We start from the raw sequence: 16,864 nt of genomic DNA, 5'->3' as shown, positions 1-16,864 counted from the left end.
TTGTTTCATCCGTTTGAAAGAGAGTCGGAAATAGTAAAAGCCCCACCGTATAATGGTAGGGCTTCCTTACTTACATTTTCTCCGGTGCTGTTACGCCAATGATTTCAAGCGTGTTTTGAATCGTTTGACGAACGGCTTTCATGAGCTTGAAACGTGCTGCACTCTTCGCAAGATCTTCAGAATCAAGCACGCGTTCAGCGTTGTAGAAACTATGCAGTGCTGCAGCAAGTTCAAAAGCATAGTTCGTGATGCGGTGTGTCATACGCTTATCTGCCGCTTCAGCGATTGCTTCAGGAAGCTCGCCAAGCTTCTTAAGAAGATCCATTTCTTTCTCAGATGTAATGAGAGAGAGGTCAGCATCATCAGTTAAGCCCATTTCTTCACCCTGACGAAGAATGCTGCATACGCGAGCATGTGCATACTGAACGTAATAAACAGGGTTTTCATTTGAACGTGATACAGCAAGGTCCATATCAAAATCCAAATGCGAGTCCGAGCTTCTCATTGAGAAGAAATAGCGCATGGCATCAATGCCTACTTCGTCCATCAATTCACGAAGGGTAACAGCTTTACCCGTTCTCTTGCTCATCTTCATTTTCTCGCCATCTTTGAAAAGGTTAACCATTTGAATGATTTCCACTTCAAGCTGCTCACGCTTGTAACCTAACGCTTCAATTGCAGCTTTCATTCTTGGAATATAGCCGTGATGATCAGCGCCCCAAATGTTGATAAGCTTATCGAATCCACGTGAGAGCTTATCTTGGTGATACGCGATATCTGGTGTTAAGTATGTGTAAGACCCATCACCTTTAATAAGTACACGGTCTTTGTCATCGCCGTAAGTTGTTGAACGGAACCATGTTGCACCGTCCTGTTCAAACGTCTCTCCACGGTCGTTTAGTTTCGCAAGTACATCATCAATTTTACTTGACTGATAGAGGGAAGTTTCTGAGAACCAGACGTCGAATTCAACGCCAAATTCCTTCAAATCTTTCTTCAGCTTCTCAAGCTCGCGCTCAAGACCGTATTCGCGGAAATAAGCATAACGTTCCTTGTCGTCAAGCTGAAGTAAGCGATCGCCTTCCTTCTCAACAAGATCTTTACCGAATTGAACGATATCTTGCCCCTGATAGCCGTCTTCAGGCATTTCCTTCTCTTTACCAAGTGCCTGCATGTAACGAGCTTCTAATGAAACCGTTAGATTATGAATTTGATTCCCAGCGTCGTTAATGTAATATTCACGTGATACGTCATACCCAGCGCGATCAAGGATGTTACAAAGCGTATCCCCAACAGCCGCACCGCGCGCATGTCCTAAATGCAGGCTACCTGTTGGATTTGCTGAAACAAACTCGACTTGAATTTTCTCATTACGATTAGCTGATCGACCGTACGAGTTACCATGATCAAGAATCGTTGGAATGAGCTCTGTTAGATAAGCAGTATCCATGAAAAAGTTAATAAACCCAGGTCCTGCGATGTCAATTTGCTTAATGCCCGCTTTTTGCATATCGAGATTCGCTTTCAAATCCTCCGCAATGGCACGCGGCGCTTTCTTAGCAATTCGCGCAAGCTGCATCGCCATGTTTGTTGCATAGTCTCCGTGAGCTTTATCCTTTGGTGATTCAAGAATAACTTCAGGAATTTCATTTTCCGATGCAAGGTTAGCCTTCAGGACGGCTTGCTTGATCTCCTCTTTCAACTGCTCTTTCTTTTGTTCAACACTATTCATTGACTTGCTCCTTTCCAGGTTAGCGTCAGTTCATGCCGCTGTGTTTCATCTTCTTCTAGGTATAGTAAATAGCGAAGCGTCAGACGTCCTTTGTTCTTCTCACGATCCACTAGCTGTTCAATACGTTCCGTTCGAATTTGCATCGGCATAGAACCAAATGGCGTCTTGTAGATAGACTCGGATACATGCCCAGGTGCAAATTGTTGGCGCATCGAAAGTGCTCCCCTTCGAATAACCGTTACTTGTTCTTGATCTATTTTAACAGTTGTTGAAACCTTACCAATTTCAAGGTCCTCTTCATAGCGAATATAAAGCGCCTCTCCCTTTTCAACAATGCTTCCGTTCACTGTTTGTTTCGATGAATCTTTCTGATTCCCTGACTCAATTCGGGAATCAATCTTTAATTCAATCTCACTACTCATTCTTTCACGTCCTAACTAAAGCTTTAACTTTCTTATTATAAGAAAAGCGGAGGCGGGTTGTCCACCCCCGACAAGCTTAAGGCAAGCTTCAGTGTGACGCTTTTTGTCACATTGGAGATTGACTTAAGACCTCGAGGGGGTACCCGCCGCAGCTAGATCAGGAAAAGCGAAGGTGGCTTGTCCACCCCCGACAAGCTTAAGGCGGGCTTCAATGTGACGCTTTTTGTCACAATGGGATTTGACATTTATGAATTATACTCCTACTCTTCCAATTAAAAAGAGACTGTATTCAATATGAATACAGCCTTGAACCGATATGTTATTTCTTGTGCGTCCAACCTAGTAGCATTTCGCGGATAAATTTACTTGCCGCGATTGGCGTTTGTTCAGATGGATCGTAAGCAGGTGCAACCTCTACTAAGTCAGCACCAACTACGTTCAAACCTGAGTTCGAAATGGCTGAAATGGCTTCAAGAAGCTCTTTAGACGTGATGCCTCCAGCTTCTGCCGTGCCTGTCCCAGGCGCATGCGCTGGATCAAGGACATCAATGTCGATTGTCACATAGACGTTTCGTCCTTCTAGTGATGGAAGAACCTTTTTAAGCGGCTCTGCCACTTCGAATTTGTGCATATGCATTCCGGATTCCTTCGCGAACTGGAATTCTTCACGCATGCCGGAGCGGATTCCGAACGAATACACATTCTCAGCACCGATCAAGCCACAAATTTTACGAACTGGTGTGGAGTGAGAGAGCGGCTCCCCTTCATATTCCTCACGAAGATCCGCATGTGCGTCAATATGAATGACTGCAAGATCATCATATTTCTTATGGAACGCTTTAAGAATCGGCCAGGTAACCAGGTGCTCGCCGCCCATACCTAGAGGAAACTTATCAGCTTCAAGCAACGAATCAATATACTCTTCAATCATATCAATGCTTCGCTTCGGATTACCGAATGGAAGTGGGATATCTCCTGCATCGAAATAGCGAATCTCTTCAAGATGACGATCAGCATACGGGCTGTATTCCTCAAGTCCAAGTGACGCTTCACGAATGCGTCCTGGACCGAAACGAGAACCAGGACGGAAGCTTACTGTCCAGTCCATTGGCATACCGTAGATAACCACGTTACTGTCTTCAAACGAAGGATTGCTTAGAATAAAAACATTACCTGAATAAGCTTCATCGAATTTCATGCTCATCTTATTTCACTAGATCCTGTACGAATTTAGGAAGCGCGAAGCATGCTGTGTGAAGCTCTTTTGTATAATATTTTGTATCAATATCATGGAAGCGGCTTTCAGGAACATCAAGCGGATCCTTCTGCTTCGAACCAATTGTAAACGTCCACAGACCACTCGGATATGTTGGAATGTTCGCTGTATAAACGCGCGTAATCGGGAAAATTTCTCTAACATCTTTTGAAACTTGAGAAATCAAATCAGCTTTAAACCAAGGGTTGTCCGTCTGTGCAACGAAAATACCGTCTTCTTTAAGCGCTCTTGAGATCCCTTCATAGAAGCCACGTTCGAAAAGCTTAGCAGCAGGTCCAACTGGTTCAGTAGAATCAACCATAATTACATCATACTCGCCTTCACTCTTTGCAATGTGCATAAAGCCGTCGTCAACAAGCACTTCAACGCGCTCATCATCAAGTGCTCCTGCAATGGAAGGAAGGTATTTCTTAGAGTATTCAATAACTTTGCCATCAATCTCAACAAGCGTTGCTTTTTCAACAGATGGATGCTTTAATACTTCGCGAATAACACCACCGTCACCGCCACCAACTACAAGAACGTGTTTTGGATTAGGGTGAGTGAAAAGAGGTACGTGAGCAACCATTTCGTGATAGACGAATTCATCTTTCTCAGTTGTCATAACCATGCCATCAAGAACGAGCATGTTTCCGAATTCTTCTGTTTCAATCATATCTAGACGCTGAAAATCAGTTTGCTCTGTATGCAGCGTTTGTTTAATTTTAGCTGTAATACCGAAATGTTCTGTTTGTTTTTCTGTATACCATAATTCCATTTAAACCACTCCTCTATTTCGATCTGCTCTACTTCTCCGTTCCCGAATCACATTCGTCCAAACAGGATTAGTATATTGCAAAAGAATCTATCTTAACAAAGCACAAGAAAAGTATAGTCGACTCGCAGTAAAAAGCAAGTGAATTTTATATATTCATTCAAAATGAGAAACGAAACGTTCTCTTACTCCCACTATATTTAAAGAAATGCTTTTTTCGCTTCTAAAAGATTTTAGTTATTGAAGGGGTTTTGTTTAAAAATACCACTCAATATAGCTGATTGGAAGGATGCTCGNACTCCTGCGGGACTAGCGGGACAGGTGAGACCCCGCAGGAGCGTTAGCGACGAGGAGGCTCACCGCCCGCCCCGCGGAAAGCGAGCATCCTGGAGCGGAAATCAACCACTTTTTAGCATTTAAACACACCTTAGAAAAGCACCATCCATACAAAAAGAGCTAGTACGAATCGATAGATGGCAAACGGGATTAAGCGGACGCGTTCGATAAATTTGATAAACGTTACAATAGCTAAAAGCGCTACGAAGAAGGCGGATAGGAACCCTGTCGCGAATAAAGGAATATCGGACACTGTTAAGTACTGATAGCTCTTCAATAAATCATATCCGCTTGCGGCAACCATCATTGGTACAGCTAAAATAAATGAAAACTCTGCAGCTGTTTTGTGATTCGTACCAAGTAATACGCCACCAGAGATTGTTGCACCTGATCGGGAGAAACCTGGCCAAAGGGCAAGGCATTGGAACAGGCCAATCGAGAAAGCTTGACGCAAGGTCAGATCGTCAAGACTTGAGCTAGTTGGTGGACGCTGCTTTAGATCAGCTACGATCATTAGTACGCCACCTATTACTAACCCAATAACAACAGTGTATGGTGAGAATAAGTACGTTTTAATGAGTCCATGAAGTAGAAAGCCAGCCACTACGGCAGGAATCATCCCGAGTATAAGGTGTGCGAGTGACAAACCACCTTGCTGTTTATTTGGCGAAAGCAAATCAACGAACCTCTTTCGATACATGACAACAACAGCAAGAATCGACCCCAGTTGAATGACAATCTCAAACGTTTTCGCCCTTTCTCCTGTGAAACCTAACCAGTATCCGGTCAAAATAAGATGACCTGTCGATGATACGGGTAGAAATTCTGTTAACCCTTCAACAATACCTAGAATAATCGCAATGATCATTTCCATTATCGTCTCTCCCCTAGCTCAAAATAATAATAAGTATCCCACATTCTTTAGGCAATAAGAATCCTACTACGAAAATAAAACTTAGGTTACATTCGTTCTTACTTCATCCTATTCACAAGTTGGACAAATATATTTCTCTACTGGTTGGAAGTTTATCTTTTTAAGCGTTTAAGAGTTTCGTAATTGTCACATACTAGATTTAAAACGACGAATGTGGGGTGAACCACATGAAATGGCTTAAAGAAGAGCGATTCCAGTATTGGAAACGCTGGGGAATGCTTCTTAGCAGGCTTATGATAATCGGAATTGTGCTGATCGGGGTTTCGTTCGGGTCTCTTTACTTACTAGCTGTTATCATGGGCGCTCCCGAAATTCAGGTGCCTCAAACAACGATTTATTATGACCATGATCAAAATGTAATAGATGAAAGCAATAAGAATGGACAGAATCGTTATTGGGTTAAACTTGATAACATTTCACCCAACGTAATAGACGCGACACTTGCGATTGAAGATCGTAGTTTCTATACTCACCCTGGTTTTGATTTCAAACGAATTGGCGGTGCGATCCTTGCTGACCTTAAAGCGATGTCCAAAGTACAAGGAGCAAGTACGATTACTCAGCAATACGCGCGTAATCTCTTTCTTGAGCATGATAAAACGTGGAAACGGAAAATTGTAGAAGCTTTCTATGCTTATCGTCTTGAAGTTCATTACTCCAAGAATGAGATTCTAGAAGGTTATTTAAATACCATCTATTATGGCCACGGGTCGTATGGCATTGAATCGGCAGCAAGAACGTTTTTCGGTAAATCAGCTAATGACCTCACACTTGCTGAAGCTGCGATGCTTGCGGGTATTCCAAAAGGTCCTGGTTATTACTCGCCATATGCAGATGCAGAACGTGCAAAGAATCGTCAAGAAACAGTGCTCGACGCGATGGTAGCAAATGATTCGTTAAATCAATCCGAAGCACAGCAAGCTCTACTAGAAAACATGGCATTGCAGGCATTTAATGAAGAAACGAAACAAGAAGTTGCTCCTTATTTTGCAGCAGAAGTGAAGAAAGAACTGAAATCAAAGCTAGCGCTTGATGAGCGGGTTATTGATCAAGGAGGACTTCACGTCTATACGACGCTTGATGCTGACATGCAAAAAACGGCCGATCAATGGGTAGCTTCAAGTATTGATAAAAATAGCGATATTCAAGCAGCGCTTGTCGCGATGGAGCCAACAACTGGCGCAGTAAAGGCACTAATTGGAGGTCGCGATTACGAAAAAAGTAAATTTAATCGAGCTACAATGGCAAAGCGTACGCCGGGATCTACTTTCAAACCACTCCTTTATTATGCTGCTTTAAAAAACGGCTTTACACCGTCCACTCTTGTTCGTAGTGAACCAACGACATTCTATTATGATAATGATAAAGAAACATACTCACCACATAATTACGGAGAAGCCTATGCAAATGACGAAATTACGCTAGCTCAAGCTTTAGCGCTCTCAGACAATATTGTTGCAGTAAAAACACACATGTTTCTTGAAGAAAAAACGCTTGTGAAAACAGCAAAAGACTTTGGAATTAAGAGTCAGCTCTCTCCTATTCCGTCGCTTGCACTTGGGACAAAGCCCGTAGGAATGATGGAAATGGCTGACGCCTACAGTATGCTTGCGAACGGTGGTAAGAGTGTAACACCACACTTTATCGAGAAAGTAACGGACCGAGATGGGAAAGTTATTTATCAACATGAAGCCGAAACTGAAGTCGTACTAGATCCAGCTGCCGCCTTCGTCACAACGGATATGATGACTGGGATTTTTGATGAGTCTTTAAACGATTACACACGTGTAACCGGTTCAGGAATTGACCATTTGCTAACTCGTCCAGCTGCTGCCAAAACCGGAACAACATCAACCGATAGCTGGATGGTAGGTTTCACACCACAACTTACCGCAGCTGTATGGATTGGATATGATAAAGGAGAAAAGCTAAATTATCGGAATGATGGTTTGTATGCAAAGAAGATTTGGGCGAATTTCATTGAAGATGCATTAAAAGGGGAAGAAGTTCTTGAGTTCGAACCTCCTAAAAATGTGATTGCAGTTGATGTTGATCCGCAGACTGGTTTGCTAGCAAACGAAAATTGCCCAACCAAACGACTAGCTTATTATATAGAAGGAACCGAACCACATGAACTTTGCGCAGATCATCTAGGACTAGCTGAAGAAGAAAGAAAAAGCCCTAAAGGATTTCTCGATCGCTTCTTTCAATGGATTAGATAAGAAAGGACGCCAAATGGCGTCCTTTCTTATCTTCCTATTTCGGTTTTCTTAAGCGCTTCTAGATCTTGTTCAATGCTCATCCATTTTTGTTCTGTCATCGAGACCGCATCTGATATACCTGCGTTATAAAGTGTTGGTCCGATATCTGACATAATAAAATGAAGAAAATTCTCTGCAGCAAGCTCACCAATTTCTTCATCACGCTCGTCATAGAAATAAGACTGAATTCGTTCGACTAGCTCTTTCTTTTTCTCCCTAGGAATCTGTTTCCACATAGTGCTCATCCTTTCTATGGTTTTTCGTAGGCATTGTAGCAATAAAAGTGGTTGATTTCCGCTGCAGGTGCTCGCTTTCCGCGGGGCGGGCGGTGAGCCTCCTCGTCGCTACGCTCCTGTGGGGTCTCACCTGTCCCGCTAGTCCCGCAGGAGTCGAGCACCTTCCGCTTCAATCAGCTAAATGTAGTACTTCAAACATAACCTCTTTTAAAACAACATTCTCTTAGAGAACAGCACACTTTAAATTTGTAAGCGTTATTATATCTCAGTAACCAGAACAGCCCGAGGAAGATTCCCCGGGCTGTTTTGGGTCCTAGCTATATGTGTTGCGTATAAATAAGTTTACGCTCAGTTATCTAAAACCTCAAGACCTTTTGTCATTTATTCCAAAAACATATTAAAGTTAGTCTTGAAGTCCCAGTTTTACTTCGTCACTGGAACGCTCATACACATCTTTATCAAACTCGATTAAATACTCTCGTAGCATCTTTTTGGATTTGGCATCCATATGGTCAACCACAACTTTACCTTTCATGGATTTATCCATATTGTTTACGTGTTCAGGCATGCTTTTCCAAGCTCGCTTCGCTTCAGCGTTAAGATAGAACTCACATGCTCCAATTCCGTAGTAGTGTGGACCCGTTTCTGTTTTTTGAAGCGTTACCCAAACGATCCATGCCGTATGTCCATCAGGAACTTCTTCACGCGTTTTCACAAGCTTTTTCCGTTTTTCAAGAGCGCTGCGAGCATGTAAGGCACCAACATCTACATATATTTCATCCGTCGTTGGATCAATAATAACCGGTGAGACGTTATCCAGGTTAATGGTACCTACACCATATCCGCCGTGCCCATCTGTTGAGTCACCGCTTAGAATGTTAAAGCCTGTTGAAGGCTTCTTTTTCGGCTTTTTGTCTTCTTCATTTGCCATTTATGTCTACCTCCTTCGATCACAATTCTCCGTTATCATTTTATCACAATTAATCTATTGTATTCATCCACGAGTTCTCGTGCCTATTATGCCGGCTAATGATAAATTCCCTCTTGTCAAAAGGGTCGTTTACGAATATTATAGTATTTGTGCTTAAAAAACGTTCGTATTTAATGGAGGTATCACAATGTTTAACTCCTTTTTTCGCTTAAAAGAAAATGGAACAAGTATTAAAACAGAATTCCTTGCAGGAATAACGACGTTCCTGACAATGGTATATATCGTTATCGTAAATCCAATTATTCTTTCCTCAACAGGTGTACCGTTCGACACGGTGTTTATTGCAACAATCATTGCAGCTGTTGTCGGTACGCTTTGGATGGGACTTTTCGCTAACTATCCAATCGCTATTGCACCCGGTATGGGATTGAATGCTTACTTTGCTTTCTCTGTTGTTGGTGGACAAAGCGGTGTTTCGTATCAAGTCGCTTTTGGAGCCGTCTTTATCGCCGGATTGCTATTCATCATTCTTTCCTTAACGCCTTTCCGCGAAAAGCTGATTGAAGCGATTCCTACTAATCTAAAGCTCGGTATTACAGCAGGTATCGGTCTTTTCATTGCTTTTATCGGACTTCGTATGACAGGTATCATTGTGGCAGACAGTGAAAACCTTGTTGGACTAGGCGATCTGCATTCACCAGCCGTTCTTCTCGCACTAACTGGATTGATTATTACATTGATCCTTATGGCACGTAATGTTCCTGGAGCGCTATTCTTCGGAATGATTGTTACAGCGCTTATTGCAGTTGTCACTGGACAGCTAGAATTCAAGGATGGCTTTATGAACACCCCAAGCGCACCTGAATTCTTCATCTTTGGTAGCCCACTACAGGCCATTAAAGACATGGTTGAATATGGACTATACGCAGTCGTGTTCTCGTTCTTACTCGTTACATTATTTGACACTACTGGAACAATGGTTGGTGTTGCTGAACAAGCCGGCTTAATGAAAGGCAAGAAAATGCCTCGTGCTCGTCAGGCACTTCTTGCTGACTCCATTGGTACAACGGTCGGAGCGATCTTTGGGACTAGCCCAACAAGCGCCTACATCGAATCGTCTTCAGGTGTTGCTGCTGGAGGTAGAACAGGATTAACTTCCGTCGTTGTTGCTGTCTTATTCATCGTATCAGCATTCTTCGGTCCACTCGTTGGTTCCTTATCTGGTCTTGCAGCGATTACGGCACCGACGCTTATCATTGTCGGAAGCTTGATGATTGGAGCGGTCGGCAAAATCGAATGGAGCGAATTCGACGAGGCGTTTCCTGCTTTCCTCATCATTTTAACGATGCCACTTACGGCTAGTATCGCAACAGGAATTGCACTTGGTTTCATTACGTATCCGATTCTTAAAATTGTCAAAGGAAAATGGCGCGAAGTTCATCCACTCCTTTATCTATTCGCTGTTCTTTTCTTCTATCAACTTGCATTTCTACCGCATTAAGATCACGTTCTGCTCTTTTAAGGGCAGAACTTTTTTTATTTCCAAATGGAGAATAACTACTTTCCAAAGGCAGACAAAAATTTAAATTGAATTATTTCCCACCTTGTTTATACTAAGAGATAGAATATTATTGGATACCTTTGGAGGGTGCATATGGAAGCATTTATAGGACGTCAGCCAATCTTAACAGTAGATAAAGAGTTGTATGGTTATGAATTGCTTCATCGATCAAGTAATCAAAATGTCTATCAAGGATTTGATGGCACCCAAGCTACAGCCACCGTTATTTCTAATTCTTATTTAAGTTTTGGACTTGATCAGTTATCGGATCAAAAACGTTGCTTTATTAATTTTACAGAAGATCTGTTGCTAGACGAAGTGCCTACTTTCTTTTCATCTGAATCGATCATTGTAGAAATCCTCGAAACAGTAAAGCTAACAGATGAGGTTATTGCCGCATGCCGTAAGCTTAAAGAGTCGGGTTATAAATTGGCGCTCGATGATGTGATTGAAATGAGCAACTACGAGAAAGTCATCGAATTGATTGACATTATTAAAGTGGACTTTATAGAAACATCTAAGCAACAGCGTCTAGACATCATCGAGCAATTTAACCACTTACCGATCACTTTTCTTGCTGAAAAAGTAGAAACGCTTGAAGAGTTTGAGGAAGCAAAAGAGCTCGGTTACGTGCTTTTTCAAGGTTACTTTTTTAGTAAACCGGTCATTCTTACAACAAGAGACATTAAACCGATGCCTCAACAGTACGTTAAGATGCTTGAGGAAATTAATCGACCCGTTCCAGACATAAGCTTAGTATCAGAACTCGTTGAGCGAGACCTTGCACTTTCATACAAACTATTACGTCTCATTAATTCTCTAGGGCTACCCGTAAAGGTAAGCAACATTAGACAGGCGATCGTATTACTCGGGTTATTCGAAGTGAAGAAATGGATCATGATCTTAATGCTTACGAAAGAAATAAACGAATCTTCAAAGGTCATTCAGCTGTCTCTTATTCGATCCAAATTGTCAGAACGAATCGCTAGGAAAATCCGGATCAATCCGAGTGACGCTTCATTTATAGGAATGTTCTCACTTCTCGAATCTATTCTTCAACGTCCCATTAGCAATATTCTAGTCGACTTGCCAATTGAGGATCATATTAAAGAAGCGTTGCTTGATGAAGACCACTCCTCCATCTACGCACATGTGCTTAAATTAGTAAAAGCGATCGAACGATGTAACTGGGAAGCTGTTGATTCCATGCTAGCTAAAGTCAACATCTCCATGGATGATTTACAAGAAGATTATTTCGAAGCCGTACGCTGGGCGAATTCAGTTATTAGTACATTTGGTCCATAATGCTAAAAGTAAACAAGTCGCACTCAATCCTCTTCGGATTGAAATGCGACTTGTTTTAAAGATTTTTTCTAAAAGAATGGTGCTTTTAAAAATTTTTTCTTTAGAAAACTCCACTTAGTTTATTAGAGCGGAAGGATGCCTGACTCCTGTGGGACTAGCGGGACAGGTGAGACCCACAGGAGTTTTAGGGACAAGGAGGCTCACCGCCCGCCCCGCGGAAAGCGAGCATACTGCATCGGAAATTACCCACTCTTATACCAATAATCTTTAAGAAAGGTTCTTTTCTAATTAATCTTTGCTTTTGAAAGATTTTGGTATGAACCACACTTCGCTAATTAGAGCGGAAGGATGCCCGACTCCTGCGGGACTAGCGGGACAGGTGAGACCCCGCAGGAGCGTTAGCGACGAGGAGGCTCACCGCCCCGCGGAAAGCGAGCATCCTGGAGCGGAAATTATCCACTCTTATACCAGTAATCTTTAAGAAAGGTTCTTTTCTAATTAATCTTTGCTTTTGAAAGATTTTGATATGAACCACACTTCGCTAATTGGAGCGGAAGGATGCTCGACTCCTGCGGGACTAGCGGGACAGGTGAGACCCCGCAGGAGCGTTAGCGACGAGGAGGCTCACCGCCCGCCCCGCGGAAAGCGAGCATCCTGGAGCGGAAATTATCCGCTATAGTAAACGAATAGAGCCTTTTTAACTATTCATTGGTGACAAAACGTTTCCTGTTTCCAAATAGCTTTTCAAATTACTCAGAATGGCAGGCCATCCATTATTAAGTCCTCTAAAAGTATCCTCTTCATCACAATAATCGTCCGCCACAACATTATCATGAACGACAGTAAGTTTTACTACCTCGGCTAACTTCTTCATTTTATATGTAACGACGGATGGTTCCTCTCGTTCAACATCAGGATGATCCCATGTAAACGTAAGCTCTTCGTAAGGCTTAGCTAGTACAACCTCACCTTCAACGTCAACTTCACCATTCTTCCTTATAAAAGCTACTTTCGAACCTTCTTCCCAATCAGACTCAACTTTCATTCCAAAGAAATAGTTTCTAGTCAATTCACCACTAGTTAAAGCATCCCAAAGCGATTCAGGTGTTGTAGCGATATAAATTGAATACTCATATGGTTTCATTTCCGTACTCCTTTTGATGATTTTTTATATCATGGTTAAAGACTAACTCATTATGAGTAAAGAATCTTATCATGTCCATTCAATCATTCTTTTTTCCTCGCTACTTTTCACTGCCAGTTCAATTACTTTAATAACATTCAATGCTTCATTTGCCATGACAGGAAGCGATTCGTTCTCACAAATAGCTCGATACATATCTTCATAGTACGTTTGATAAGAACCGGGAACGCTCTGTACAACTGATTCGTTCGCATTCTGTGTTAAAACTCCATAATACTGACTAGATTCTACTCCCCAACCTGAATCTCCTGGACTTCTCCCCTGTTTTAACGCTTCTTCCTGAGGATCAATACCCCATTTAACAAAGGAGCCCTTCATACCGTGTATTTGGTAGCGTGGTCCGTGTTGCATGACGAGAGAACCCCCGTGGAGAATGATTCTTTTCCTACCATATTGAAGAATAAGATGGAAATAGTCATCCGTTTTGCCATCTTCTCTCTGAGCCATAACATCTGCCGTAATCGCATCTGGAATGCCAAAGAGCGTTAATGCTTGATCAATAAGGTGTGAGCCAAGGTCAAATAAGATCCCAGAACCCTTTCGATCCTGCTCACGCCAGCGATCACGAACTTCTGCCCTGTAGCGATCATAATGTGCCTCAAACGTCATCACTTCTCCAAGATGATCTTCTTTCAGCAACTTTTGAATGGTTAGAAAATCACTATCAAACCGTCTATTATGATACACACTTAATAACTTTCCATTCGTCTGTGCCACGTCAATCAACCGCTCACACTCGTCCACACTAACAGCAAAAGGCTTCTCAATAACAACGTGTTTGCCCGATTCAAGCGCTTGCTTAGCCATTGGAAAATGATGCTCATTCGGTGTTGTAATGATAACAAGTTCGATCTCGTCATCTTCTATCAGGTGATCGAACGATTCAACTACAGATACATCCGATAAGCTCGATCGAACCTTCTCCGCGTTTGATGAAACTACTTTTCTAAGATTTAGACCTTGAACAGCAGTGACGATCGGTGCATGAAACGTCGCACCCGAAAATCCAAATCCAACTAACCCAACGTTTACACTTCTCATCTTTCCCACTCCTGAATTCATGACTTTTGAATCATTTTTCTTATTCGACAAAAACTTTAACTTTCCACGACTTTTTTCCGCAAATTCTGAGCGCAATGAACGATTATACTATTCTTCTAGCGGGTATTAGTCGTAATGAATTCGAAACAACTGTAAAGAAGGTGGTTTTATGTTAAATAAATTACTATATACACCAGGTGTGATTGGGAGTGTACTTGGAACCGTCGCCTCCCTTATCTACATACTCATTCTGATAGCAGGCGGATATAGTTATACAACTTTAGCAGGTTTCATGAGCTTACTCACTGTCATGATAGGCTATTACATACTTTCGACGTTTTGGCTTCCAGCCCTTCATAAATCAAAAGAAACGGTTGCTCTATCAACAGGTATCGCCTTTCATGTTGCTGCTTCCTTCTCTCTTGTCTTCATGATGGCAGGGAGTTTGCCAGAAGTTCACGAGCTCATTCTCCCATTCGCTAGCACTCTTTTATTCTCGCTTATTATGATTTCCCTACTTGTTATTAGCGGATTCGTACTTTCAAAATTAGAATTTAACAAAGACCATTCACAAAATGAGAGAAAGGTATCTATATAAAGTACTCTCTTCTCTAAAAGATTGTCATTTTTGAAGGAGGTTTTGTATAAAAGCCACACTTAGCTGATTGGAGCGGAAGGTGCTCGACTCCTGCGGGACTAGCGGGACAGGTGAGACCCCGCAGGAGCGTAGCGACGAGGAGGCTCACCGCCCGCCCCGCGGAAAGCGAGCACCTGCAGCGGAAATCCCCCCCTTTCAAACTGACAACAACATCTACAAAACAACCAACCAAAAAAAGGTGCCACTATGGCACCTTTTCTAATTCATTCAATTAACAACCAAGCTTCGCCATAAAGGTAAAGGCTTGATCGATCTCTGTATCTGAATAATTTTGTTTGCTTTTTATCGTGCGTACTTTCTCGATGATTTCTTCCTTCGTTAGTCGATCAAAAAAGAGAATCGTAGACACGAGTTCTAGAAAACGAGAGCTTTGGCCATTAATTTCCGTAATACATTCATTCAGTTCTGGCATGTCGAATTCGTAATGACTGAGGAATTCGCTTCCTTCATCTGTCACTGAATACTTATATTGATAATAACCGCCTTTGCTTTCCTTCACTTCTGTGACAAGTCCAAGGTTACAAAGCTCTTCTACCCGAAGCGTTAATTCTTCTGAATACGGTCCATAGAAATGAAATTGATACTTCTCGTTAAATGGAAATTGCAATTTTTTGCAGATGTAGATAACTTTCTGCAGCTTCTTTCGCCCTATGACTTCTCCGGCTTCTTTCAACACAGCTATCACTTTCGCGTGATCTTCTAGCAACCTGCACCCCTCCCATGTACTTTTTTACAGGTTGTCCAAAAAGCTTTCTTATTCTCTAACGCATAACCTGTAGCGGAAGCAAACTTCATTCCAGGGGCTGCACTTCTTTTTGAACAGCTATTATAGATTTAGCAATGACTTAATACGACGAGTAGCATCTGACGTTCCTTCTAAGATCAAATCTTGAGGAAAATACAGTTTATGATCTGTGCGTTTCTTTCCAGAAATCGCTTCAACCACTTCCGATTCACGCGAAAGCTCACGCAAATCTCCGCCTGGCTTCAACAGGTGAATAGGTAAACGCTCTTCTTCCTCACCAGGACGATAGAAATCGTATGGCAAATCTGAAGATGAGTCCATTTCAAGATAATAATCAGGATCGATCCCTGCTTCTTTAAAGGAATCGTACAGTTCTCTCCACGTGTTCATTTGCATTGGATTAAATTCAACGTACTTAAATAGACGACGATTCATAAATCGTTCACATAAATCTCGAAGAATAGCATCGTCTTCTTCTTGCCAAATTTGGAAATAGAACTTTACGACAGAATCATCAAGCTTAAGGAAATCTTCGAGACTGATATCTTCCTTAAACAGTGAATAGAAGTGAACCGGTTCTTGTTTGAACGCATAGCCTTCAGCGTACAATTTCTTCGCTCTGTGAAGAATCTTACTTAGAATCACTTCTGCACTCCGCGTAACAGGGTGGAAATAGACTTGCCAATACATTTGATAACGACTCATAATATAGTCTTCTACAGCGTGCATACCACTTTGCTTGATCACAATTTGATCGCCACCAGGTCGCATCACTCGCAAAATTCGTTCAATATCAAAATGTCCGTAGCTCACACCAGTAAAGTAAGCATCCCTCAATAAGTAGTCCATTCGATCCGCATCAATCTGGCTCGAAATTAGACTAACGACAAGTTTGTTCGTATGCGTTTTGGCAATAACATCTGCTACTTCTTCTGGAAAACCTTCACTTACCTTCCGAAGTACCTGGTTAATTTCCGTATCGCCAAGGATTATCATACGTGTAAAATCTTCATGATCTAGGTTAAACACTTTCTCGAATGAATGTGAGAACGGTCCATGACCAACATCGTGCAATAGCGCAGCACACATGCTTAGCAATCTGTTTTCTTCGTCCCAGCTTTCATATTGAGAAAAGATTTCGTTAATGCGCCTTACTATTTCATATACGCCAAGTGAATGGCTGAAGCGACTATGTTCTGCACCGTGAAATGTTAGATACGTTGTTCCGAGCTGGTTTACTCTGCGTAAACGCTGGAATTCTTTTGTACCAATTAACTCCCAGATTAAACGGTACCGAACATGGATATAGCGGTGGACAGGGTCTTTAAATACTTTTTCTTCGTTTAATCGTTCGAGCATTTCTACGATGGACTCCTTCCGTCAAATTCATCCCTTAATTATATAACAGCTAATGATAAATGAAAACCTTCCCCCGTTACGGTTTACACCAAGTGGGAGAAGGTTCATG

General features: G+C 42.0%; 15 protein-coding genes. 4 read left to right on the top strand and 11 right to left on the bottom strand.

Features of this window, described 5'->3' with window-relative positions; translation table 11 throughout:
- Positions 1-70 precede the first annotated feature (70 nt).
- The 5 genes from argS to bacA form a co-directional block, all read right to left on the bottom strand.
- Positions 71-1,732, bottom strand: a complete 1,662-nt coding sequence (argS, locus tag AB986_RS11645) for an arginine--tRNA ligase (protein ID WP_048311329.1) — start codon at positions 1,730-1,732, stop codon at positions 71-73.
- The gene (locus AB986_RS11640) at positions 1,729-2,154 is read right to left on the bottom strand and encodes a YwiB family protein (protein ID WP_048311328.1); all 426 of its coding nucleotides are present in this window, start codon (positions 2,152-2,154) and stop codon (positions 1,729-1,731) included. The genes argS and AB986_RS11640 overlap by 4 nt, the downstream gene beginning before the upstream one ends.
- A 319-nt stretch (positions 2,155-2,473) precedes the next feature.
- On the bottom strand, positions 2,474-3,352 hold the full coding sequence (speB, locus tag AB986_RS11635; protein ID WP_048312814.1) for an agmatinase: 879 nt from the start codon (positions 3,350-3,352) through the stop codon (positions 2,474-2,476).
- A 7-nt stretch (positions 3,353-3,359) separates the two neighbouring features.
- Positions 3,360-4,187, bottom strand: coding sequence for a polyamine aminopropyltransferase (gene speE, locus AB986_RS11630; RefSeq protein WP_048311327.1), 828 nt, complete (start codon positions 4,185-4,187; stop codon positions 3,360-3,362).
- 424 nt (positions 4,188-4,611) lie between these two features.
- Positions 4,612-5,397 carry an undecaprenyl-diphosphate phosphatase gene (gene bacA, locus AB986_RS11625; RefSeq protein ID WP_048311326.1) on the bottom strand — a complete coding sequence of 262 codons (786 nt, stop codon included), beginning with the start codon at positions 5,395-5,397 and terminating at the stop codon, positions 4,612-4,614.
- 224 nt (positions 5,398-5,621) lie between these two features.
- On the opposite strand from bacA, the gene AB986_RS11620 reads away from it, so the two are divergent.
- The gene (locus AB986_RS11620) at positions 5,622-7,676 is read left to right on the top strand and encodes a transglycosylase domain-containing protein (protein WP_048311325.1); all 2,055 of its coding nucleotides are present in this window, start codon (positions 5,622-5,624) and stop codon (positions 7,674-7,676) included.
- Positions 7,677-7,702: 26 nt separating this feature from the next.
- Here AB986_RS11620 and AB986_RS11615 read toward each other — a convergent pair whose 3' ends face one another.
- On the bottom strand, positions 7,703-7,951 hold the full coding sequence (locus AB986_RS11615) for a DUF2164 domain-containing protein (RefSeq protein ID WP_048311324.1): 249 nt from the start codon (positions 7,949-7,951) through the stop codon (positions 7,703-7,705).
- A 403-nt stretch (positions 7,952-8,354) separates the two neighbouring features.
- Entirely contained in the window at positions 8,355-8,882 is a 528-nt protein-coding gene (locus AB986_RS11610; protein WP_048311323.1) for a YwhD family protein, read from the bottom strand.
- A 187-nt stretch (positions 8,883-9,069) separates the two neighbouring features.
- On the opposite strand from AB986_RS11610, the gene AB986_RS11605 reads away from it, so the two are divergent.
- Both AB986_RS11605 and AB986_RS11600 read left to right on the top strand, forming a co-directional pair.
- Entirely contained in the window at positions 9,070-10,383 is a 1,314-nt protein-coding gene (locus AB986_RS11605; RefSeq protein ID WP_048311322.1) for an NCS2 family permease, read from the top strand.
- Between the two features lie 153 nt (positions 10,384-10,536).
- A complete protein-coding gene (locus AB986_RS11600) occupies positions 10,537-11,748 on the top strand; it encodes an EAL and HDOD domain-containing protein (protein ID WP_048311321.1) in 1,212 nt (403 codons plus the stop codon).
- Positions 11,749-12,445: 697 nt separating this feature from the next.
- Here the strand turns inward: AB986_RS11600 and AB986_RS11595 are convergent.
- Both AB986_RS11595 and AB986_RS11590 read right to left on the bottom strand, forming a co-directional pair.
- Positions 12,446-12,892 carry an SRPBCC family protein gene (locus tag AB986_RS11595; protein ID WP_048311320.1) on the bottom strand — a complete coding sequence of 149 codons (447 nt, stop codon included), beginning with the start codon at positions 12,890-12,892 and terminating at the stop codon, positions 12,446-12,448.
- A gap of 69 nt (positions 12,893-12,961) precedes the next feature.
- A complete protein-coding gene (locus AB986_RS11590) occupies positions 12,962-13,993 on the bottom strand; it encodes an oxidoreductase (RefSeq protein WP_048311319.1) in 1,032 nt (343 codons plus the stop codon).
- A 169-nt stretch (positions 13,994-14,162) separates the two neighbouring features.
- On the opposite strand from AB986_RS11590, the gene AB986_RS11585 reads away from it, so the two are divergent.
- The gene (locus AB986_RS11585; RefSeq protein ID WP_048311318.1) at positions 14,163-14,591 is read left to right on the top strand and encodes a hypothetical protein; all 429 of its coding nucleotides are present in this window, start codon (positions 14,163-14,165) and stop codon (positions 14,589-14,591) included.
- A gap of 271 nt (positions 14,592-14,862) precedes the next feature.
- Here AB986_RS11585 and AB986_RS11575 read toward each other — a convergent pair whose 3' ends face one another.
- Together AB986_RS11575 and AB986_RS11570 are read right to left on the bottom strand one after the other, a co-directional pair.
- Complete coding sequence (locus tag AB986_RS11575) at positions 14,863-15,357, bottom strand: YwgA family protein (protein WP_048311316.1); 495 nt, start codon at positions 15,355-15,357, stop codon at positions 14,863-14,865.
- Between the two features lie 120 nt (positions 15,358-15,477).
- On the bottom strand, positions 15,478-16,755 hold the full coding sequence (locus AB986_RS11570) for an HD domain-containing protein (protein ID WP_048311315.1): 1,278 nt from the start codon (positions 16,753-16,755) through the stop codon (positions 15,478-15,480).
- Between the last annotated feature and the right edge of the window lie 109 nt (positions 16,756-16,864).

The organism is Guptibacillus hwajinpoensis, assembly GCF_001039475.1.
Taxonomy (GTDB): Bacteria; Bacillota; Bacilli; order Bacillales; family Guptibacillaceae; genus Guptibacillus; species Guptibacillus hwajinpoensis.
This window is presented reverse-complemented; position numbering and strand designations above follow the sequence as displayed.

What these genes read in the sequence shown, in the direction of transcription:
- AB986_RS11615 (WP_048311324.1), bottom strand. Translation starts at nt 7,951, where the DNA reads ATGTGGAAACAGATTCCTAGGGAGAAAAAGAAAGAGCTAGTCGAACGA.
- AB986_RS11640 (WP_048311328.1), bottom strand. Translation starts at nt 2,154, where the DNA reads ATGAGTAGTGAGATTGAATTAAAGATTGATTCCCGAATTGAGTCAGGG.
- speB (WP_048312814.1), bottom strand. Translation starts at nt 3,352, where the DNA reads ATGAAATTCGATGAAGCTTATTCAGGTAATGTTTTTATTCTAAGCAAT.
- AB986_RS11600 (WP_048311321.1), top strand. Translation starts at nt 10,537, where the DNA reads ATGGAAGCATTTATAGGACGTCAGCCAATCTTAACAGTAGATAAAGAG.
- AB986_RS11620 (WP_048311325.1), top strand. Translation starts at nt 5,622, where the DNA reads ATGAAATGGCTTAAAGAAGAGCGATTCCAGTATTGGAAACGCTGGGGA.
- AB986_RS11585 (WP_048311318.1), top strand. Translation starts at nt 14,163, where the DNA reads ATGTTAAATAAATTACTATATACACCAGGTGTGATTGGGAGTGTACTT.
- AB986_RS11590 (WP_048311319.1), bottom strand. Translation starts at nt 13,993, where the DNA reads ATGAGAAGTGTAAACGTTGGGTTAGTTGGATTTGGATTTTCGGGTGCG.
- speE (WP_048311327.1), bottom strand. Translation starts at nt 4,187, where the DNA reads ATGGAATTATGGTATACAGAAAAACAAACAGAACATTTCGGTATTACA.
- AB986_RS11595 (WP_048311320.1), bottom strand. Translation starts at nt 12,892, where the DNA reads ATGAAACCATATGAGTATTCAATTTATATCGCTACAACACCTGAATCG.
- AB986_RS11570 (WP_048311315.1), bottom strand. Translation starts at nt 16,755, where the DNA reads ATGCTCGAACGATTAAACGAAGAAAAAGTATTTAAAGACCCTGTCCAC.
- AB986_RS11610 (WP_048311323.1), bottom strand. Translation starts at nt 8,882, where the DNA reads ATGGCAAATGAAGAAGACAAAAAGCCGAAAAAGAAGCCTTCAACAGGC.
- argS (WP_048311329.1), bottom strand. Translation starts at nt 1,732, where the DNA reads ATGAATAGTGTTGAACAAAAGAAAGAGCAGTTGAAAGAGGAGATCAAG.
- AB986_RS11605 (WP_048311322.1), top strand. Translation starts at nt 9,070, where the DNA reads ATGTTTAACTCCTTTTTTCGCTTAAAAGAAAATGGAACAAGTATTAAA.